18 protein-coding genes and 3 pseudogenes are annotated in these 19,425 nt (G+C 54.3%); 10 read left to right on the forward strand and 11 right to left on the reverse strand.

The window, feature by feature from the left end; genetic code table 11:
- Window positions 1-80 precede the first annotated feature (80 nt).
- From KTQ42_RS23055 to KTQ42_RS23075, 5 genes and pseudogenes are all read left to right on the forward strand, one after another.
- Window positions 81-800, forward strand: coding sequence for a hypothetical protein (locus KTQ42_RS23055; RefSeq protein WP_217347953.1), 720 nt, complete (start codon window positions 81-83; stop codon window positions 798-800).
- Between the two features lie 147 nt (window positions 801-947).
- A pseudogene (locus KTQ42_RS23060) lies at window positions 948-2,352 on the forward strand (IS701 family transposase).
- A 2-nt stretch (window positions 2,353-2,354) separates the two neighbouring features.
- On the forward strand, window positions 2,355-3,104 hold the full coding sequence (locus tag KTQ42_RS23065; protein ID WP_217347954.1) for a response regulator transcription factor: 750 nt from the start codon (window positions 2,355-2,357) through the stop codon (window positions 3,102-3,104).
- 144 nt (window positions 3,105-3,248) lie between these two features.
- Window positions 3,249-3,452 carry a hypothetical protein gene (locus KTQ42_RS23070; protein WP_217347955.1) on the forward strand — a complete coding sequence of 68 codons (204 nt, stop codon included), beginning with the start codon at window positions 3,249-3,251 and terminating at the stop codon, window positions 3,450-3,452.
- Between the two features lie 188 nt (window positions 3,453-3,640).
- Complete coding sequence (locus tag KTQ42_RS23075) at window positions 3,641-4,303, forward strand: hypothetical protein (protein WP_217347956.1); 663 nt, start codon at window positions 3,641-3,643, stop codon at window positions 4,301-4,303.
- Here KTQ42_RS23075 and KTQ42_RS23080 read toward each other — a convergent pair.
- Window positions 4,278-4,577, reverse strand: a complete 300-nt coding sequence (locus KTQ42_RS23080; protein WP_217348115.1) for a hypothetical protein — start codon at window positions 4,575-4,577, stop codon at window positions 4,278-4,280. The two genes, KTQ42_RS23075 and KTQ42_RS23080, sit on opposite strands and share 26 nt — an antisense overlap.
- Here KTQ42_RS23080 and KTQ42_RS23085 point away from each other — a divergent pair.
- Window positions 4,531-5,091 carry a CHRD domain-containing protein gene (locus tag KTQ42_RS23085; protein ID WP_217347957.1) on the forward strand — a complete coding sequence of 187 codons (561 nt, stop codon included), beginning with the start codon at window positions 4,531-4,533 and terminating at the stop codon, window positions 5,089-5,091. The two genes, KTQ42_RS23080 and KTQ42_RS23085, sit on opposite strands and share 47 nt — an antisense overlap.
- Before the next feature lie 514 nt (window positions 5,092-5,605).
- On the opposite strand, the gene KTQ42_RS23090 is transcribed toward KTQ42_RS23085, so the two are convergent.
- Window positions 5,606-6,541 (reverse strand): hypothetical protein, encoded by a 936-nt coding sequence (locus KTQ42_RS23090; RefSeq protein ID WP_249223072.1) that lies wholly within the window; start codon window positions 6,539-6,541, stop codon window positions 5,606-5,608.
- 166 nt (window positions 6,542-6,707) lie between these two features.
- Between KTQ42_RS23090 and KTQ42_RS24390 the strand changes: the two genes are divergently transcribed.
- Together KTQ42_RS24390 and KTQ42_RS23100 are read left to right on the forward strand one after the other, a co-directional pair.
- Complete coding sequence (locus tag KTQ42_RS24390) at window positions 6,708-8,165, forward strand: sensor histidine kinase (protein WP_217347958.1); 1,458 nt, start codon at window positions 6,708-6,710, stop codon at window positions 8,163-8,165.
- Window position 8,166: 1 nt separating this feature from the next.
- The gene (locus KTQ42_RS23100; protein ID WP_217347959.1) at window positions 8,167-8,814 is read left to right on the forward strand and encodes a response regulator transcription factor; all 648 of its coding nucleotides are present in this window, start codon (window positions 8,167-8,169) and stop codon (window positions 8,812-8,814) included.
- Between the two features lie 110 nt (window positions 8,815-8,924).
- Here the strand turns inward: KTQ42_RS23100 and KTQ42_RS23105 are convergent, their stop codons facing one another.
- Complete coding sequence (locus tag KTQ42_RS23105) at window positions 8,925-9,185, reverse strand: hypothetical protein (RefSeq protein ID WP_217347960.1); 261 nt, start codon at window positions 9,183-9,185, stop codon at window positions 8,925-8,927.
- Window positions 9,186-9,497: 312 nt separating this feature from the next.
- On the opposite strand from KTQ42_RS23105, the gene KTQ42_RS23110 reads away from it, so the two are divergent.
- On the forward strand, window positions 9,498-9,968 hold the full coding sequence (locus KTQ42_RS23110; protein WP_217347961.1) for a cupin domain-containing protein: 471 nt from the start codon (window positions 9,498-9,500) through the stop codon (window positions 9,966-9,968).
- A gap of 229 nt (window positions 9,969-10,197) precedes the next feature.
- Here the strand turns inward: KTQ42_RS23110 and KTQ42_RS23115 are convergent, their stop codons facing one another.
- The 8 genes and pseudogenes from KTQ42_RS23115 to KTQ42_RS23145 form a co-directional block, all read right to left on the reverse strand.
- A complete protein-coding gene (locus KTQ42_RS23115) occupies window positions 10,198-10,440 on the reverse strand; it encodes a DUF6429 family protein (RefSeq protein WP_217347962.1) in 243 nt (80 codons plus the stop codon).
- Window positions 10,441-10,454: 14 nt separating this feature from the next.
- Window positions 10,455-10,586, reverse strand: a pseudogene (locus tag KTQ42_RS24170) (IS630 family transposase); the annotation flags it as partial.
- A gap of 465 nt (window positions 10,587-11,051) precedes the next feature.
- Complete coding sequence (locus KTQ42_RS23120; protein ID WP_217347963.1) at window positions 11,052-11,285, reverse strand: hypothetical protein; 234 nt, start codon at window positions 11,283-11,285, stop codon at window positions 11,052-11,054.
- Window positions 11,286-11,815: 530 nt separating this feature from the next.
- Window positions 11,816-12,688: pseudogene (locus KTQ42_RS23125) on the reverse strand (IS982 family transposase).
- Window positions 12,689-13,344: 656 nt separating this feature from the next.
- Window positions 13,345-14,235, reverse strand: coding sequence for a 2-hydroxy-3-oxopropionate reductase (locus KTQ42_RS23130; RefSeq protein ID WP_217347964.1), 891 nt, complete (start codon window positions 14,233-14,235; stop codon window positions 13,345-13,347).
- Between the two features lie 27 nt (window positions 14,236-14,262).
- Entirely contained in the window at window positions 14,263-15,048 is a 786-nt protein-coding gene (gene garL / locus KTQ42_RS23135; protein ID WP_217347965.1) for a 2-dehydro-3-deoxyglucarate aldolase, read from the reverse strand.
- Window positions 15,049-15,060: 12 nt separating this feature from the next.
- Window positions 15,061-16,416, reverse strand: coding sequence for a glucarate dehydratase (gene gudD / locus KTQ42_RS23140; RefSeq protein WP_217348100.1), 1,356 nt, complete (start codon window positions 16,414-16,416; stop codon window positions 15,061-15,063).
- A gap of 65 nt (window positions 16,417-16,481) precedes the next feature.
- Window positions 16,482-17,444: a tripartite tricarboxylate transporter substrate binding protein gene (locus KTQ42_RS23145; RefSeq protein ID WP_217347966.1), complete on the reverse strand. Its 963-nt coding sequence runs from the start codon at window positions 17,442-17,444 to the stop codon at window positions 16,482-16,484.
- Between the two features lie 1,524 nt (window positions 17,445-18,968).
- On the opposite strand from KTQ42_RS23145, the gene KTQ42_RS23150 reads away from it, so the two are divergent.
- Window positions 18,969-19,304 carry a hypothetical protein gene (locus tag KTQ42_RS23150; protein ID WP_217347967.1) on the forward strand — a complete coding sequence of 112 codons (336 nt, stop codon included), beginning with the start codon at window positions 18,969-18,971 and terminating at the stop codon, window positions 19,302-19,304.
- Window positions 19,305-19,425 lie beyond the last annotated feature (121 nt).

Raw genomic sequence — 19,425 nt, forward strand, 5'->3', positions numbered from 1 at the left:
TAGCCGACTGCGTTCAGTTGCAAGCGACGTGCTGTCTGTGCAATGCGCTGTCAGTAATTCAAACAGTTGAGGAGCAGCCAATGGCTCGGTACATCAAACAATACGATCCAAATGAGACACACAGGCGGATCGGAATCGAAGTTCAGGAAGAACGCTGCCCGGGCCTGCTGGAATTCCTGGCAAGCCTACCTATGGGTGTAGAAACCCCCGCCATTAGGGCGGTCTTTTACCAATGGTACTTGGAGCATGTCCAAAATGACACGCTTGGTGAGGCGCTGGAAAAGGCGATCAGTGGACCCGGCGGCGTGGCTCAAAGCCGCCGTCGGACAGAAATGGCGCGCACAGGGCGCGTTCCTGCACGCAAGCGAGTCACTTCTCCGCCCAAATCCACTCGACGCTCAGCGATTCCTGTTGCTACAGTAGACGATAATGAGAACCCAACTGCTACTCCGAAAAATCCACCCCAGGCAGCTTCTCCGCGGAGCGAGTCCAACAACGAAGTACCATCGGAGGTGGCTATCAATCTGCCAGCGGTTGTGGAACAGGATAAACAGGAAGCCCCTCCAGTCGCGTCGACCCTTAAGCCTGCATGGGCGCCATTTACCTCAACCGTACCGGAGCAGGTGCATGAATCGTCGCCCTCCCATATGCAGATGCCAGCGCAAGCAGGCAATATGGTTGCTGCAGTATCCAACGCTCGTCAGGCTGAAAACGATAACGCTCCTGTAGATATTTCCAAACTATCAACAATAGAATTCGATGGGCTGATGAATCTCGATACGATGTTCAACATAGGTTAGTTCACGGAGAAACATCTCCCAGTGCTTGTTGCAACCTCAAGAGACGAATCACGCGACAGGCTTTTTCCTGTGCGGTGGCCTTGTCTCAACCGGCAAGATCAAATAACCAGTACTACTCTGCCATGTGAAGACGTAGAATTTCTGAATATGGCTGCTGTCTGGAAGGATATTCATGGATACCGTGATTCCTGTCGGACGGACTGGCATGAGGATTTTCAGCAATGGCTTAAACCATTCTTAGCGGTTTTTTAGCGTTCCGAGCGACATTGCTGGGCGCCGCTCTATTTGCAGGGACTTTTGGGTCTCGGGGCCCGCAAGAGTGTTGAGCCAATGACCGAACATGCGTGCCCTGGGCAAACGCAGCAACTCCACCACTTTGTGTCGACCTCGCCTTGGTCCACCGCCCCTTTGGAACGGGTGCTGCGTTAGCCGGCTGACGCTCTCTGGTGGGCGGCAAGGACGCCGTGCTGATCGTGGACGACACGGCGCTGCCCAAGCAGGGCAAACACTCGGTCGGGGTCAAGCGCCAGCACTGCGGCGTGCTGGGCAAGCAGGCGAACTGCCACGTATTGGGCTCGCTCACTTTGGCGCAAACGCAGGTGCCAGTACCAAAAAGGAGGTGCCAGTACCAATTGCCTTGCGGCTGTACTTGCCTAAAGACTGGGCGCAGGACAAAGCGCGTCGTGCAGAATCCAAGGTACCCGAGTCGATCTCGTTTGAAACCAAGGACGACATTGCACTGGCGCAGATCGATAGTGCCTTGGCGGACAGTGTGCGCTTTGGCATGGTCCTGGCCGATGCTGGCTATGGCAGTTCCGCAGAATTTCGTGCCGGGCTGACGCAACGAGGGCTACGTTGGGCAGTAGGTGTGCAGCCGACATAGAAGGTCTATCCGGCTGATGTAGAACTTAGTATGCAGGCTACAAATCCTGGAGCTGGGGGGCGTGCCAAATATCCACAACCTTCGACACCAAGCGTGTCGGTGGTGCATATGATTGACATGTTGGATTCCAAGGCGCTACGGCGCTGTTCGTGGCGCTGCGGCACCAAAGACATGCTCAGCGCGCGGTTTGCCTGCGTGCGGGTGTGCGTTGCTGAAGGTACCTTGGTATCACATGGGCAGCATCTTCCTGGGCAAGCTGCATAGTTGGTGTGCGAAGCGCGCTCCAGCGGCAAGTGCAAATATTAATTCACCAATCATCCGCCTAATACGCCGCGCAGGACGCTGGTACGCGCCATCAAGGCCCGGTGGGCATGCGAACAGGCGCATCAGCAACTCAAGGATGAACTAGGCCTGGACCAATACGAGGGCCGATCCTGGCTGGGACTACATCATCACGCGTTATTGACGATGATTGCGTTCACCTATTTGCAGCACAGACGTCTAACCAGTGCATTACAGGCGGGGGAAAAAACCGGCACCAATACACCAGGCCCGCAGCCAGAGGAACGAGAAAATATCTGGTTTGGCAAGAGGAAACGGAAACATATTTCTCGCTTAACTGTTGCAAAATTGAAATATGTTACGAAATGTAATTTACTTTACTGGTAGAAATGTTGAAAATCATTCATCTTTTTAACAATTTCACCTGCCATTACTCCGCCATGAAAATTGCCATCCTCGATTTAGATATTGCCCAAGCAAAGTCTATGTGCGAGATTCTCACGCGGGGGCGTTACCAGTGCCACGCATTTACGAGCCTGCCGGAGTTTTTAAAGCAGTTCTTTATCGATGCCTATCATCTATTGGTCGTGAGCCTGCACAATGCCGAGGACAAACGCAGAATCGTGCAAGAGGTCCGAACAAAGATTGCCGCGCCACTCCCTATCCTCGGTATTACCGGCACTCATGATGAAGACCAGATCCTTGGCATGCTGGCCGCCGGCGCTGACGATTACTTGTTGCGACCTTTGCGGCGCGGGGAACTGGCCACACGAGTATCGGTACTGCTCCGTCAGGCCTATCCAGCTCAGATAGAGGGAGAAAAGCACACCTTCGGCTCGTACGCCTTTGAATCCCGCTTCGACCGCGTCACCATCTCAGGTAAGCCCGTAGAGATGACGAAAAAGGAGTTTGAACTGGCGCTGCTCTTTTTCCGTAGCCTTGGCCAGCCGATTTCGCGCAGCACGATCATTGATTCAGTCTGGAAGGGCATATCGCCAGAACTGTCCCGCACCGTCGACACGCATATATCGCGCGTTCGCGCCAAGCTCAAGCTGAACCCGGAGCACGGTTACCGTCTGTCGCCCGTCTACGGTTTTGGATACCGTTTGGACGAGTTGAAGGGGCGTGATGCGCCCTGAGTTTGCCTGGGCCTGATGTGGCAGAAACACCTGCCGTTCCTATTCGTTTTAGTGATAACGGGTAATACGAACCACAATTGGAAAGGTGCCGTGTCGAGGCCTATATTGGTCTCATCGAAACGTTTTTACCTAAAGGGAAAAACCATGAGCACCGCCGTATTGACCTCCTCCAGCGTCTCCGTTCCTTCGTTCTCCGGTACGAAAGCAGCAGCCAAGCTGGGTCTGTCTCTGCGCGACTGGCTGGGCGTAATCGGCAATGCCCTGGCAATGGCCAAGGCTGTGCCTGCAACTGGCCGCGTCAGTGCCAAGCAAATGGCCCGTGTCCGTGTAATGGCTGAATTCATATAAGTCAACACCGCTGCGCCGGGAGGCGCTTTCAGTGTGAAAATCAGAACGCCAGCTTGTCGCTGGCGTTTTTGTTTTTGGGTCAGCCGATCTCTACATTTGGCTCTAACACGTTAGGTGCGATGGCGTGAACCATCTTGGATTTGACTTGCCAGATATAGCGAAACCATCCATTTTTAGGAAATGAACAGATGCAAAATGCTTTCTTGGACCAGCCGATATTGAGCAGCGCTGAAATTGCCGCCTTCTTGCGTAAAAGCGGGCTGGATTTCGACCTGTGGCCGCAATCGGTCTTGCCCGAGGAAATGCTAAAAGCGCTCGACGCCGGCACGGACGAGGATATAGAAATGCTGACCGCCCACAGCGCCACCACTTCGCCATCGTCTGACGAACACCGTGCCAAGCTTGGCCAGTACCGCGCCGAACTGATTGCGGAAAACCATGCGGCGCGGGCGGTTTTAAGAACGTCGTGGGGCCTGCTGGTGGGCGAAAAGGTTGCTGCAGACATGGCGCCGGACTTGCCGTTTTCCCGGTACAGCGTCGAGGTGCAGTGTGACAAGGGCTGGAACAACCCTAACCTTGGTACTTACTGCGACGCCTGCATGGAAATGCTCGATGACAGTCTGCAGGCATTCCTGAAGCAGAACCGGTCCGTGGATATTGAGATGGGCGACGCGGACGTCGACGGCATACTGGAGTTATCAGTTTTTGTTACCCCGACGGATGACAAAAACGCGGAACAAGTCGCTGTTGATGGGCTGGCACGCTACCTCATTCAGATTCTCGAGGACGGAACGCTGGACCGGATCATTACGGCCGGCGGCCCCGCTACACGCGGCTCAGTGCAATCCTGATGCCCTCGCTGAGATTGCCCTTCCCCAGCTTCACGGCGCGCGCCACGCTGGCGGCATCGAGATAGACATTTTTGCGCCCGCCTCTGTCAAGTTCTGCAGGGCGGCCGACCTGGCCAGTACCAGCCGGCCAGGGTATCTGGTCTAAAGCCTCATGCCAGTTGTTCTCGCCACCCTCTGGCGCGTCGAATTGGTGGATGGCTAGGAAATCACGCTCTAGACGTTTGCTGATGTTTTTCGGTTTATTCGCGACCGCTGGCGCCAGCCAGGCGCTCACCTACACTGCTCAGTTAAGCTGTCCGAATGAAAGCCCGCCGGTGGCATCGCCAGGCACTGGGTTTGCCATTGTCGACTTTGATGCGACCGCCCACACCTCGCGGGTCAATGAAACGTTTTCCGGACTGCTAGGAAATACGACTGCATCGCACATTCACTGTTGTCTAGCAACGCCTTGTACGGGTAACGCCGGTGTTGCGACGCAGGTGCCCACCTTTGTTGGATTTCAGCTAGGTGTAACGGCCGGAGCGCATGACAATACATTCAACACATTAGTACCTGCAACCTGGAATCAGGCATTTATCACGGCCAATGGAGGTACTGCTGCTGGCGCAGAGGCCGCGTTAGCTGCTGGCTTGGGAGCTAGAACAGCTTATATTAATATTCATAAAAATCTATTTCCAGCCGGCGAGATTCGGGGTTTTCTGACCCAGGCGACGAGTGGCCAGGTCCCGGAACCGGGCAGCATGGCGTTGGTGGCGATTGCCTTTGGGGCGCTGGCAACCAGTCGTTGAAAGAAGTATTCCTAAGCCTTCGTAAGTAAATGTGCTACTCACATGCATTGGGTGAGGCCGAACAGGAGAATGGTTCGCGCCACGATGAACCATCTCCAAGTGGAAAGGCCAATGCCATAGATGGCCGCACATGTTTTGCCAAGCCCCATTTAAGGATAGTAACGGTGTGAAGGTCATGGCGATAGATTTGCCCTTGAATTAGGGCTGTTGCCATCCTTGCTGATGCAATATGCTGGATGGCGGGTCAATCCGTTGCCTGTATCTGGCGGCGCGTTAAAAATAACAGGTTGTGGGGAACGCCCTATCTTGTCAGTGCGTCATGGTTGCCTGTGCAATCGGTAGAATCAAGTATCGGTCCTGTTTTACTGGGCGGCCTCGGTCAGGAAGCACAACACTAATCTTGCAAGGTGTTGTACCTCCTACCTGAGGCCGTCCCGGTACATTTGCCTACAAGACCGGCCGACTCTCGGAAAAAACACACAAAGAGAGGTAGGCAAATGACTTTCTTTTGCGGCTATTGCGCCGCCCGTGGCTGCAGCCGGTCGGCTGACGCGACCGGAAAGGGAAATCCGAGAACGGTAGATTCGCTGCGAACCTGATTTTGCGCCTGGCATTTATGCGTGCAGGCGGTTGCAGGCGGAGCGACCTCGGTGGCATCCTGGCCCATTACCTGTCCCATCCGGCCGCCGCTGGCAACCCACCACTGCGACACGCCGCCACAATGCAGCACTTTCGCATAGGTTCCGGTGCGCGTAAGGATATTGTTGGTGCAGAGTGGCTCGGCGACGCGGTCGGCGAATTGCGGGCTGTCCCGTCCGACAAACTTCCGCGAGTAATCGTTACCGAAGTTGATTCGCGGGCCTACCTTGATATAAGTTTCCTTATAAGGAACCAGATCGCCTTCGCGGTCGCGGAAATTGCGGTTGTCAAAGTAGAAGGCGCTTTGCGCTAGCACGTGCGTAAACATGGTCTTCGTTTCATCCGCACGCGCCACTTCCATCTGGAACAAGCCGCCATTGGCGCAATCCTTCGCCTGAATGCGCATGGTGACGCCCGGCCCAGAGCGGGTAAGCACAATGTCGGCCGAGCTGCTGAGCGAAACCGAGACGTCCTCTGTCAGTACGAGCCCACGATGGTCCGGCATCTTACTCTCGAAGACCTGGGTCGCCACGCCGCCGGTGATATCCAGCGCATTAGACGCGCCGGTCAGGATGTAATTGCGTATGCCAAACGTGGGCCCATCGACATCGAACTGCACATACTTGCCCTGCACGCGAAACACAGTGCCAACCAGGTTTGCCGACACCGTCGCACTTTGCGATCCGCTCTTCCCCAATACTTGGAAGCCGCCGCCTTCACACCCGCTGGAGTCCGCAGCAAAACTAGTTTGGGCCAGGGTGGTCATGACCAGCGCGGCTGCGCCTATAAGACTGCCTAATTTCATATTCATCTTTGTTAATCCCGATTGGTTATCATCCGCCGAGCGCCGTGCCTGCTTAGCGACACATTTGCCGGAAAGAACTATATTCAATAGGAAACATAAGTGCCACGGCTGATGGGTGGGACTTTGTTCCGTCTTTAGGCTCGAGTTCTTCAGACTTTAGTCGGATACCCGCGTGAATATTGAGATAGAAGGCTTGCCGGTGGTACCCTGCAGAAACAAAACAGGAGGAACAGTGTTTAGATTCAAACAGGCGAGCCTTTCGCAACAGTTCTTGCTACTGTGCTTTCCCATCCTGCTCGGCGGCATGGTCATCATCGGCTCGCTGATTGGCCAGCAAGTAGAAGAAAGCGTCGTTCACCGGATGGGCGGCGTCACCGGCATGTATGTCGACAGCATGATCGCCCCTCACGTGCAAAGCCTGATCACCTCGTCCACTTTGCCGCCCACCAACCGTAAGGCGCTCGACGAACTGCTCAACAAGACATCGCTGGGCCAACGCATTGTCGCCTTCAAGATTTGGCGCCCGGACGGCACTATCCTCTACAGCGCGGACGCGTCAATGATCGGCAAGCAATTTCCGATTGAGGAAGGGTTGAGCGAGGCGCTGGCTGGCAATGTCCATGCGGAGATCAGCCCCCTTGCCTTTGCGGAAAATGCCAGTGAGGCTGCGCGATTTGCGCGGCTGGTCGAAACCTATACCCCTATCCATGCGCTAGGCAAGGGAACGGTGATCGCTGCCGCCGAGTTTTATCAGCCAGTCGACGAGGTAATGCACGAGTCCTTTATCGCCAAGCGCCAGAGCTGGCTGGTGGTCGCCCCAGTGATCGCAATCATGTACATGCTGCTGTTCCTGCTCGTTCGCCGCGGTAGCCATACAATCGAACAACAGCAGGCTGATTTAAATGACAAGGTAAAGCAGCTAACCGACCTCGCCGCCCAGAACGAGCTGCTGCACAAGCGCGTATGGCGTGCGGCAGCCGGCGCCACCGAACTCAACGAGAGCTACCTTAAGCGCATCTCGGCCGATTTGCATGACGGCCCCGGTCAGGATCTTAGCTTTGCCCTGATGCGGTTTGGGTCGATCGCCGAAGAGCGCAGCCGCTGCAGTTGCGCTGCCACTGGTCAATCGCGTGCCGTGGACACCCAGTCAATCAATGCGGCGATCGACTCGGCGCTGAAGGATTTGCGCGCGATCTGCGCCGGCTTGCGCTTGCCAGAGATCAGCGCGCTGAGCATTATCGACATCGCCAAGCGCGCGATCGGCGATTACGAAGGCAAAACCGGCATCGAGGTCGCGCTTGACGCCGATAATGTACAACGGGCAGCGCCGGTACCCGTACGAATTGCGCTCTTCCGCATCCTGCAGGAGGCGCTCGCCAACGGGTACCGGCATGCCGCAGGCAAAGGGCAACGAGTCAGGATTTCCCAGGAGGCCGAGCGAGTGCTGATCGAGGTCAGTGATGACGGCCCAGGGTTCGATTCTGCTGCCGCAGCATATAAGGGGCGGCTCGGCTTGATCGGCATGCGGGATCGGGTGGAAATGCTTGGTGGGTCGTTCGACCTACAGAGTGGACTCAATCGAGGCACCGCTGTCCGGGTCAGCCTACCCCTTACCGTACCGGAGGTTTAACATGAATGAAAAGTTACGTGTACTGGTGGTTGATGACCATCCCTTGTTCAGGCAGGGCGTTGTGAGCTCCTTAAACGCAGAACCCGACATGGCTGTCATCGGTGAAACGGCATCGGGAGAACAGGCATTGGCCATGGCACAGGACATGCTGCCGGACGTCATGCTGCTCGACATTAGCCTGCCCGGCTGGGATGGCTTGATGACGGCGGAAAAAGTCACCGCCGCTTGCCCGGCGACGGTGGTTCTCATGCTGACGATGTGGGATGACAAGGACAAGCTCCTTGCCGCCCTGAAGGCCGGCGCGCGCGGCTATGTACTCAAGGGCACATCCGCCAGCGAGCTAGCCCAAATCGTTCGCAATGCCGCCAACGGCGAGGTCTATGTCTCTCCATCCCTGGCAGCCGACATGCTGGTGTCCCTGACAAGCGAAAAGCCCAGTGACCCGCTGCAGGAACTAACGGTGCGCGAGCGCCAGATTTTGACTGGCATCAGCGCCGGTCAGACCAACCGCGAAATCGCCGAGACGCTGTTCTTGTCAGAAAAGACGATCAAGCATTATGTCTCGAATATCTTTCAGAAACTTCAAGTGCGAAGCCGGGTGGAAGCAGCCCTGTTTGCTGCGCAACATAAAGGATTGGGCAATCGCTAAATGAAACTCCATAGAGAGGTGGCCCCACTTATTGCCGGGTCAGCGGCAAGGCGTGGCTACGGTCAATCATTTCTTTGCGCTCACCAATCCCGCTTTGGTGAGCGCGCTCCCTAAAAATCGAATTCCAGCGCCTGCTGCCCTATCTTCGCATTCAGCACTTTCACGTCCGGCTCGTTCTCGTTGCTGTTAGCCGTGCTGTCGAATACGTCAGCAGCTCGCTCCAGCAGTCGCCGTTTCCATTCCGTCACCTGGGTCTGATGCACCTGGCAGTGCTCTACAAGTTCGGTGGGCGTCTTATCGCGACGCAGTGCTGCTACTGCCATCTTGGCCTTGAAGCTGCCTGAGTGATTCCGTCTTGTTCTCTTCGTCATGCTCTTGCTCCCGTATTCAGTCCCACGACTGAGATTGTGAAGCAAGGCCTCCACTTATCCAACCGTCCGAATTTCCGGAGTCGCCTCTGCCATCGTACGGCGCCATGCCGCAATAGTCCGCGTGCTCAAGAGTGGATATGTTAAGCAATACCTTTAAAGCGGTGAATTTAACGTGTGCTCATAACAGGGATGTATTGTGCTTGAACGCTTACACGAATAGGCGTTTATGCGTAAATAATGGTAGTGTGACACCTGGCCTCGCCAGACAGGCGTAGCGCCCGCAAAAAACAAAACACAATCGAGGAGATCAGCATGCGCTACAAAAAGACTTTGTTCATTGCCGCTATCGCCATCGCATTCGGCGCTGGACTCGCAGCTTCGCCGCTGCTTCACGAAATAGTTCCAGCTGCGCATGCCCAAGGGAACGGGCTCGCCCCGCAAATGATCGACCTGCTTGCTTTGAAGCACGCCGACTTGCCTGAAACACCCAACCCCGAGATGCATAACCGGATGCTGGTCAACACGGACAATGCCACCGTCGCCCTTCAATCCGGGAATGTCGCCAAGCACCTTCACCCAAAAACTGACGAAATTCAGTATATCGTCGAGGGCAGCGGTGCAATGTGGCTGGGCAATGAAAGAAAGGAGTTCAAGCCTGGCACTTTGATCATCATCCCTAAGGGCACTGCGCATGGAGGCACTATCGTGGCAAACGGCCCGGTAAAGGCAATCGCCATCAAGATTCCGCCGCAGCCCAAAGACGATACGACCTTTCTGCAGTGATTCAGCCGGCCGGTATTGGCTTACTTTCGGGTCGGATCCAAGGATGATTATCGCGGCCGGATGCCGCCTTCGTCCAGCTTGCATGCCAAGCGTTTTCGAAAATTGGCGTAACGCCGACGAATGTGCCAATGGCAAGACCTGCAGCGCTTCGAAGCTCAATCCGCGCTGCAGGCATTCTTAAGAGCGTAATGAAAGCGCTTCCTAGTGTCCTGAATGAGAATTTGTTGAATTATGTTTGGTTTTTGGTGTGAACCGTAAAATACTTCTCAAATAGTCGTTCTGACTGGCGCAGGCCTTCTTCAGTAAGGACAACTGATTTCGCTTTGTTGACAGGGTCATCAATAAGGCCCCGCTCATGGAGCCTGTTCAGGGTGTCCCAATCAAAGCCTTTCCATGCCCGTTTGCGATCATGCAAAGTCAAGTAAAGAAGTGCCAGCACGGCGTCATCAATTGCATCGGTATTGATATTCATGCTCATAATAATTTTCAAGAAATATCTTGAATTCTGATGCAAAATCGTTTGAGGCTTGCGAGAACTTGGTCGGCTGATTTGCACCAAACAAAGAATCGAGGATTGACATTATAACCATCCAGATAGCGACGGATTGCGTCTTCAAGTTGGCGTGTCGGGCGGCCCAAGCCGCTGAAGGGGTCCTTGCGACGTTGGTAGAGATCGATTCCCTAATACTTACACAGACCATCTGGGCCCTTGTGATAGTAGCGGTAGTAATCCTGGTTATTGGCCTGTTTGGACTGGCTGGGCGCCTAGGGGCTCCATAGCATAAGACAGGTTCGTCTAAGCACTGCATCCGCCTTTGATCTTAACAATCTCAATACGCCGCTTGGTTCGGGAACAGCACGCCAAATGACTGGAATCCATGTGACCGACCGGCCGCGCGACAACGCGGCGCTGCCGCTATTGGCCGCTGCTGTCTATACCGAGGAACACCGGCTACCGCAAGGAAGAGGAAGACTGCACTTATCACCTAATGCTCAAGCACAAGCGCGGCTAAAGCGAAGCCTGAGCGGGCAGCACCCGCTAGCGCGGTTCAGCGTAGTTTGCCGGCCGCAGCGCCCTTAAGCTCAAGCGCACAGGCTGCTCGGCACCAGCTGCTCGATCTTGGCAATGTCGATCGCGCTAACCGGCGGGCAGATGGTACTCGCCTGCGGCAAACACTCACCAGCAGCGCCACTTCGACAGCCAGTAGCAATGGCTGCCTGCGATATGGCGATACGCTGCTCGGCCTCGACTAAGGTGAAGTCGGCTTTGGGCGGATAAGGTAGGTTGATCGGGTTGTCTCGGACGGAACGACTCATAGAATACCTGTGCAGTGTAAGGAATAATCAATCGCTAAAACATTATAACGAGTAATTTCCATGATGCAACAACAGCCGGATCGCCAAAGCAATTTTTTAGAGGCTTTCAATGACTTGCGTGTCTTGGCAGATAAATGTGTCAATGCGAGGCTGCGGAAGGTGAATCTGTTACCGCGCGACCCGTCCAGTCTGCGTGGTCGTCAGCCTAGAATGGGCACGTACCAAAGGTCATGCTACCTTCGTGGATTGTTAGCAGTTCAGCGGCTTGCGCGTCATCGCCGTGCGCGCTTTTTGGTCTAGTAGCCGCCATACGCCATAGTGACTGCGAAGGCAGCAGCAAGATGTAGCAGATGCCGCAATTGGCGCACCGGTACAGGGTGTCCAGCAGATACGCGTTGAGACGATATGGCGCCGTGCCGCCACCATAGTAAATGCCATCTCCAGCACCCCGCCGTGTACCGGGCAGCGCCCTATCCTTCGTAAATGCTGAACGATGCCTTGATAACCTCAGTTCGGGATAAGGGCAGGTATCAGAGAGTTGGCGCTGTGGTCGCTACGGGCAAGCGTGGCTTGTTGGGCGCAAGACAGTAAGCAACGACACCGGCTATGAGGTTGACGACGAAATTCAAGCAGGAACGGTGGCGAGTATGCTCAATCTGGCACAGGTTCTTCAGCTCATCGAAGACGGTTTCGATGAGCGAGCGCTGCCGCAATAGGGCTTGATCAAACGGTGTGAGCTCAATCGGCTTCATGTTCTTTCGCACTTTAGCGATGAGGTGCACATCCTGCTCTGCCAGCAGGTCCGATAGCCATCTGGCCAGGTATCCCTTGTCGCCAAACAGCTTGCCGAACAGGCTCTGGCACAGTCCCGCTACTGGCTTGTGGTCGTCGACATTGCCCGGGGTGAGGCGAATTGCCAGGATTTCGCCTCGATGGTTAATGACCACATGCAGCTTGAAGCCGAAGAACCAGCCGGTCGAACTCTTGCCTCGGGCAGCGAGCCCGGCAAAGACCTTGTGGCGCGGAATGCGCAGGTTGTCGCACACGGCAATTGGCGTCGAGTCCACAATGGAAATGCCTGAGCACTGGCCCTTGAGCGTGTCAAACAGGGCTGCCAGAGGAATGGCTCAGCGCGGCATGAGTTCGACGCAGCGGTGATAGCTGGGCAGATCGGGAAACTCCTGACGCAGAAATCGGCATACGTAAGCCAGATAAAACGTCTTGAACTGGCGAAACCGGAGCTGGTGAAACAACACGGCCAAAGTCATCAGCTCGGACAATTGCAGTCTCGTTTGGCGACGTCGATGTTTCTGTCCATCGTCCAGCAAACGCTGGTTCCAGGCCGGTTCAAATTTCACACAGAAGTCGTCGATCAGGCAAAACAATTCCGTTAGACTGTCCATGAGCGCCTCCTGCTTCGTGGCGATTGATCGGTGTGCAAACCCAATCTTACGAAGCGCAAGGGAGGCGCTCAATCATGTCTTGGAAGAAAATCCTTATCCCGAACTGAGGTTTGATAGCAACCAGCCAGGCATGATCTGTAATACCCAACCATGCACTGCCTGTCCTGTGCAGCGTTTCTGGAATTAGCGAAACAAACAAAACGCGCTGCGCGTTGCTAACGCTTTTTACCGCAGTAAAGAATTGCTGCCCTGAAGCCGCGCTGTCTCAGCGTAGCACTGGTAATTCGTTCATCGGGCTGAAGGTGCTAGTCAGCAGGTTGTCTCTGCATGGACACACCCCACAAGAAAAGGTGCTGCACTTCCTATTTGAGGCCGCCCAAGCATCACTTTGGACATAGAACCAGATCTATCCATACGGCCTTCAAATGACGCTTACTGTGCTGGACGCTTACCGTCTGCTGAGACGCTCTGTCGTTTTAAGCTATACGTTCTAAAAGCGTCTTTGTGCCGTGCATCAATTGGACTTGCCGATCGACTATTTTGACATGGCCTTGGAGCCTGCCATCCGCTGCTATCGATCAGAGGTTTGATAAACCGAGGCGATCATCTATCACATTACGAGTAAGGCGGCCCATAGCTGACCGCCATACATGCATTTAAACCTGCTGACCGATTTCAAAGTTTGCCAGTTTCTCTAACGCACATACCATCGCGGAGTGGTCCCACCCTTTGCCGCCGTGGGCGGCGCACGCATTGAACAGTTCCTGTGCATTTGCCGTGTTGGGCAGAGAAACACCAATGGCGCGGGCGCTTGACAGGGCTAAGTTAAGGTCTTTCTGATGCAGTTCAATACGAAAGCCAGGATCGAAAGTGCGGTTAACCATGCGCTCACCATGCACTTCCAGAATGCGCGAAGCGGCAAAGCCGCCCATCAATGCTTGGCGCACCTTGGCCGGATCGGTACCCATCTTGGCTGCAAATAGCAACGCCTCACCGACGGCTTCGATGTTAAGTGCAACGATAATCTGGTTAGCTACCTTACAGGTCTGCCCGGCACCATTTTCGCCAACCAAGGTAATGTTCTTGCCCATCAGTTCGAGCAACGGTTTTACCTTCTCGAATGCGGTTTCGGAGCCGCCTACCATGATCGTCAAGCTGGCAGCCTTTGCCCCGACTTCCCCACCCGACACTGGCGCGTCGACGTAGTCACAACCCAGGGCTTTGATACGTTGGGCGAACTGTTTAGTCTCAACCGGTGAAATTGAACTCATATCGACAACAATCTTGCCAGGGGTGAGTCCCTCGGCGACGCCATTCGGGTCGAACAGAGCGGATGCGACGTGCGGCGTATCCGGTACCATCGTGATGATGATCTCTGCGTTCTGTGCAACTTCCTTGCCAGACGTGCACGCTTTCCCACCGGCTGCTGTAAGCGCCTCTGGCACACTCGGGATGCTAAACAAGTACAGGTCGTGACCTGCCTTGATCAGGTGCTCGGCCATCGGGGTGCCCATAATGCCAAGTCCAATAAATCCAACTTTACTCATCGCTTTCTCCATATCTTGAGGTGGTAGTTAATCTGCCGAGTACTTGTCTCGAAGGCCCTGGGTTGCAGCACGAAACAGGCCTTGATCGCTGCCAACAGCAACCATAGTCACGCCCATTTCCATATAGCGGCGCGCGTCCGCTTCGACCGGGGCAAGGATACCAATTGGTTTGCCGGCCGCCTTCGCCGCAATGATGACACGCTGCATCGCCGCTTGCACTTCTGGATGGGACGGATTCCCCAGATGACCAAAACCAGCGGCTAAGTCTGATGGGCCGATGAATACCGAATCGACGCCATTCACGGCGCAGATTGCATCAATGGCATCGACCGCCTTGCGGCTCTCAATCTGCACCGAGACGACAATATTGTCGCCGACAATATTGTGATAGTCCTTTACCGTCCCGTAACGGTTACTGCGCATCGCAACTGATATGCCGCGCTTACCGTGCGGAGGATAACGGGTGGCCGATACGGCGTACGCCGCCTCGTCCGCCGATTCGACGAATGGCACCAGGAAATTGTAAAAGCCGAGATCGAGGAGACGCTTGATTTGCACCGGGTCATTGGATTGGATGCGGACGAAAGGGGCGCTTGGACTGTCTTTCAGCGCCATCAGCTGCAACATGAACGAATTTATATCGTTGGGCGAGTGTTCACCATCGAGCAGCAACCAGTCAAAACCGGCCAAACCAAGGATTTCGGTAGTAATTGGATTTGCCAGAGAAGACCAGCAGCCGATGAGCTTTTTCCCGGCGAGCAGATCCTGTTTAAATTGATTCGGAAAGGCGTTATAAGGCGTAACGTTCGTCATGATTGTCTCCATTTATCGAACAAGGCTTGGACGTTTGTTATTAAATGTCCAGCCGGGTATCAAAAACTGCATCGCTTCGGCATCATTGCGGGCACCCAATCCCATGTTGTTGTAGGCTTGATGGGCTTTTTCTACCTCAGCCATATCGATTTCAACGCCCAGACCCGGCTTACTCGGCACGTGGACTTGCCCTTGCTCGATCTTCAGGGGCTCTCGGGTCAGGCGCTGCCCGTCCTGCCAGATCCAGTGGGTATCAATTGCGGTGGTTTTACCCGGAGCAGCAGCGGCAACGTGGGTGAACATCGCCAGCGAGATGTCGAAGTGATTGTTGGAATGCGAACCCCAAGTCAGCCCGAACATGTCGCACAGTTGCGCAACTCTTACCGAACCTTGCATGGTCCAAAAATGCGGGTCTGCGAGCGGAATGTCAACGGACTGTAACTGGATTGCGTGTGCCATTTGACGCCAATCCGTGGCAATCATGTTGGTCGCGGTCTGCAAGCCAGTAGCGCGGCGGAATTCGGCCATGACTTCGCGACCAGAATAGCCGTTCTCAGCCCCACAAGGATCTTCGGCATACGCGATGATGCTATGTTTATCGCGGCACAAGCGCACCGCTTCATCCAAAGACCATGCCCCGTTAGGGTCCAACGTGATGCGGGCCTGAGGGAATCGTTCATGCAGCGCAACGATCGCTTCCATTTCACGCTCTCCCGACAATACGCCTCCCTTGAGCTTAAAGTCGTTGAAGCCGTAACGCTCCTGTGCAGCTTCAGCCAGGCGCACAACCTTTTCCGGGGTGAGTGCCTCTTCGTTACGGAGGCGAAACCAGGCATTGTCGGCCTCCCCTTCGCTTCGATAGCCCAGCGTGGTTTTCGTACGGTCACCAATATAAAACAAATAGCCAAGCATCTTGACCGCATCGCGCTGCATGCCTTCGCCCAGCAGCGCAGCAACTGGCAAGTCCATGAACTGGCCGAGCAGGTCCAGCAGCGCGGCTTCGACGGCAGTGACTGCATGAATAGTCACGCGCAAATCGAAGGTTTGAAGGCCACGGCCACCGGCATCGCGGCCGGCAAAGTTTCTGCGCAGCGTCGTGAGCACGTTTTGGTAAGCGCCAATCGATTGCCCAATTACTAGGTCGCTCGCGTCTTGCAAAGTCTGTCGTATGCCTTCGCCACCTGGGACTTCGCCGACGCCGGTATTGCCGGCGCTATCCTTCAGGATCAGTATGTTGCGTGTAAAGTACGGCCCATGCGCACCGCTCAAATTCAACAACATGCTGTCGTGCCCCGCAACCGGAACGACTCGCATTTCTGTTACAACAGGCGCACCGCGCGACATGTGTGCCGGATCTAGAGTTGACATCATTTCCCCCAAAAGAATTTTTCGATCTAATATCAGGCCATATCCAATTGGCCGCTTGCTCCGGTTTAATCAGCCTCGATCTTGCCGACCTCGATTACCTGTTTCCATCGTGTCAATTCCTGTGCTTGGAACTTCAAAAATTCTTCAGGAGAATTTGCCACGATCTCGAAACCCTGTTCTGTCAAACGTGGCTTGACATCGTCACTGTTGAGAGCCTCGACAATCGCGCCATGCAACTTCGTCTTGACGTCGGCAGGCAAGCCCTTGGGTGCGGCAATGGCCTGCCAAGAATAAACATCGACATCCTTTACGCCAGCTTCAGTCAGGGTAGGTACTTGCGGCAGCAGTGGTGAACGCTTCTCTCCAGTGATCGCCAGCGCCTTGAGCTTTCCCGACTTAATATGATTGATCACTGCGTTAATGTTTTGAAAGGATGCATCAGCATGGCCGCCAAGTAAATCGGTAATCGCGGGTGCGCCGCCCTTATAAGGCACATGCAAGCCCTGTGTGCCAGTTTTTTGCCAGAAAAGTGCTGCAGTAAGGTGGTCCGAAGACCCTGAACCCGACGAAGCAAAAGTGACTTTATCTGGGTTCTTCTTCAGATGGGCGATCAGTTCTTGAACCGTGTTAGCCGACATGCTTGACGAGGTAACCAGCACGTTTGGCGCGCGTACCGCCACAGTCAGCAGATCAAAGTCCTTCGATGGATCATAGGTGACCTTTTTTTGCAAAACCGGGTTGACCGCGTAGACGCCGATCGATGCGATCAAAATGGTATAGCCGTCCGGTCGCGCATTTTTAACTGCGCTCGCCCCAATCGCGCCGGTGGCTCCTGGCTTGTTCTCGATAATGAATGGCTGCCCCAGCTTTTGGGTGATCTTGGGCGCGATTGCGCGGGCAATTGTGTCGGTCGACCCGCCTGGCGGAAATGGCACGATCGCAGTAATCGGCTTTTCTGGATACCCGGCAGCATAAACATTTGCCAAGGTTGCGAATGTCATGGCTGCAACGGAAATTATGCGTTTCATTTTAAATCTCCTCATTCCTTAGGGACTGATGTTGTAATAAATTAAGAACATCGCTTCACGCCAGGTTGACGCGGCACTTTACCGCTTTCGCTTATAGACCAGCGAATGCGGTGTGTCTATCGAACGGGCTCGTGGGATTACAGATTATGCTTTCATGTAAAGGCACCCCAGTTGCCAGTAATTTACCGGAGTCATTCATAGAGGACCCTATCTGTAGCAAGAAGCAACAAAGCGAGCCGCTTCGTACCGATATCCCAGATCAAGCCATACCGTCCTTGGATTAAAACACTAAAATATTAGTGCGTCAACGAGCAAGGCTAATTTAATATGAAAACGATTTAGCTTGCTTAAATGAATTAAAAAGACGCAACTATGGATGTTTCCCAATAGAATGGTTTGCAACATCCGGTTTCTCAAGTGTGAGTATATGTGCGCATACAAATTATTTCGCTAGCGTATAAGAGGGAAACTTATCTGATACGCAACAGGTAACTTTTCTACATATTTCTTTTTGAAACCGGGATCGAGATACTTTGTCCGGGGCATGCAACGGCCTGCATCATATAGTTGGTGCTATATGCGGTTGACTGGCAAATCAGGCATTGCTCTGGTTATAGATGGGTAGGCCACGTCAATGCCGCGGCTGCGATTTCTGCGCCATTGGCGAACGAAGTGCCGGTTGTGCTGTTGTCAGACCATGCCCCCCGCATGAACGGGGGGCATAACGAAGATTAGTCAAAACCGGAGGTAATATAAGGCAACACGTTACCTGCGATCGTCACACTTCTCTCCTATGCGTGTTCGCCGTCGATCACGCAGGTTGCAAATTTTCAACTCGCTGTGAGAATTACTTTCGAACTTAAGCAATAAAATGTACTCCCTTGTTGGTACAACGCATCTGCCGCTTCTTCGCGCAACGCAAGTTGACCACTTCATGGAGCGCCGATTCGGCGATGGTGCTACGGATTGCCATGGCGCGCTGACCACGCTATCTGTGGTTAACAAGTATTGGGCATAGATTTCCAAGTACCATTACGTTTTGCACGGATTTCGCCATAATGGTCTGTAGAATGCGTCCTCTGGGCCGAGGTGAACTATGTCGTGGAGGCTTTTCAGTATTCCCACTACTTCGCAACCCTGCCATGCAAGATAAACCATGTCGCGGATGTGATTATGTCCTGCACCGATCGACCGCTCGGTGCTGTCAGATGAGGAAACTTTTGCGCCAATTGGTCGAGCACGCAAAATTTCATCGGGATGTGAAATCAATCGGGAGTGCGGCTCGATAACCTTTGCGCTCCTTCGATAGCCTATTCGAGTGCACTTGAGCCCTTGGGAACAATGGTCATTTCCTGGTTATGCGGCGCATTGCTTTGGAACAAGATTGATTTGCCATTACATGATTTTCATATTGGCTAGTCCTTTTTAAGAACGCTAATAAAATGATGCCACGCCGAGGAGACGACAATTAAAATTTTCAGCATCGTGGCTTGCGCAGCGACCGCGGTATTGCTGACATTGTCCATGGCTATAACGCATCCTGTATCGACCCGAGCCTGCGACGTCCGCGTCGACGAGTTTGAACGGATTACGGCTTTGCTCACAACCCTGGACCGGCAAAGCAATCTTGACGAAGAAAGGCGCATTGCCAAGCGCGCGCTTAAGGCAGTCGAGGAGCTCTCTGGCGAGGCGCGTCAATGCGGCTGTGGAAACGCCGCCGTGAGGCTTGAGGCCGCCGCGCTTCGCCTAAGACAAGGTCGTGAGACGTCCAGCTATCGTCAGCTCTCCACCCATGTTCACGGCGCAATCCGGGAGATCAACGCTGGCATTAGCCCCATGGAAATCTGTGGCGCAAACTGATGCGTTTTGCATAAGCCCTTCCCTAGCTCGAGTGGGCGTTGCTCATGTACGGCGCGCGGTCAGATTTTGTCTTGGTTTACCCTCTCGACAGTCGGCTTAACCTCGCTGCTCAGGATAGGCT

Origin of the sequence: Noviherbaspirillum sp. L7-7A (assembly GCF_019052805.1) — a bacterium.
In the GTDB taxonomy this organism is placed as follows: Bacteria; Pseudomonadota; Gammaproteobacteria; order Burkholderiales; family Burkholderiaceae_D; genus Noviherbaspirillum_A.

Excerpts from the sequence above, each read along its gene's own strand:
- KTQ42_RS23065 (WP_217347954.1), top strand. The coding sequence starts at position 2,355 with ATGTTGAAAATCATTCATCTTTTTAACAATTTCACCTGCCATTACTCC.
- KTQ42_RS23145 (WP_217347966.1), bottom strand. The coding sequence starts at position 17,444 with ATGAAACGCATAATTTCCGTTGCAGCCATGACATTCGCAACCTTGGCA.
- KTQ42_RS23150 (WP_217347967.1), top strand. The coding sequence starts at position 18,969 with ATGGCTATAACGCATCCTGTATCGACCCGAGCCTGCGACGTCCGCGTC.
- KTQ42_RS23070 (WP_217347955.1), top strand. The coding sequence starts at position 3,249 with ATGAGCACCGCCGTATTGACCTCCTCCAGCGTCTCCGTTCCTTCGTTC.
- KTQ42_RS23055 (WP_217347953.1), top strand. The coding sequence starts at position 81 with ATGGCTCGGTACATCAAACAATACGATCCAAATGAGACACACAGGCGG.
- gudD (WP_217348100.1), bottom strand. The coding sequence starts at position 16,416 with ATGTCAACTCTAGATCCGGCACACATGTCGCGCGGTGCGCCTGTTGTA.
- KTQ42_RS23130 (WP_217347964.1), bottom strand. The coding sequence starts at position 14,235 with ATGAGTAAAGTTGGATTTATTGGACTTGGCATTATGGGCACCCCGATG.
- KTQ42_RS23090 (WP_249223072.1), bottom strand. The coding sequence starts at position 6,541 with ATGAATATGAAATTAGGCAGTCTTATAGGCGCAGCCGCGCTGGTCATG.
- KTQ42_RS23085 (WP_217347957.1), top strand. The coding sequence starts at position 4,531 with ATGTTTTTCGGTTTATTCGCGACCGCTGGCGCCAGCCAGGCGCTCACC.
- KTQ42_RS23100 (WP_217347959.1), top strand. The coding sequence starts at position 8,167 with ATGAATGAAAAGTTACGTGTACTGGTGGTTGATGACCATCCCTTGTTC.
- KTQ42_RS23115 (WP_217347962.1), bottom strand. The coding sequence starts at position 10,440 with ATGAATATCAATACCGATGCAATTGATGACGCCGTGCTGGCACTTCTT.
- KTQ42_RS23110 (WP_217347961.1), top strand. The coding sequence starts at position 9,498 with ATGCGCTACAAAAAGACTTTGTTCATTGCCGCTATCGCCATCGCATTC.
- garL (WP_217347965.1), bottom strand. The coding sequence starts at position 15,048 with ATGACGAACGTTACGCCTTATAACGCCTTTCCGAATCAATTTAAACAG.
- KTQ42_RS23105 (WP_217347960.1), bottom strand. The coding sequence starts at position 9,185 with ATGACGAAGAGAACAAGACGGAATCACTCAGGCAGCTTCAAGGCCAAG.
- KTQ42_RS23075 (WP_217347956.1), top strand. The coding sequence starts at position 3,641 with ATGCAAAATGCTTTCTTGGACCAGCCGATATTGAGCAGCGCTGAAATT.
- KTQ42_RS23120 (WP_217347963.1), bottom strand. The coding sequence starts at position 11,285 with ATGAGTCGTTCCGTCCGAGACAACCCGATCAACCTACCTTATCCGCCC.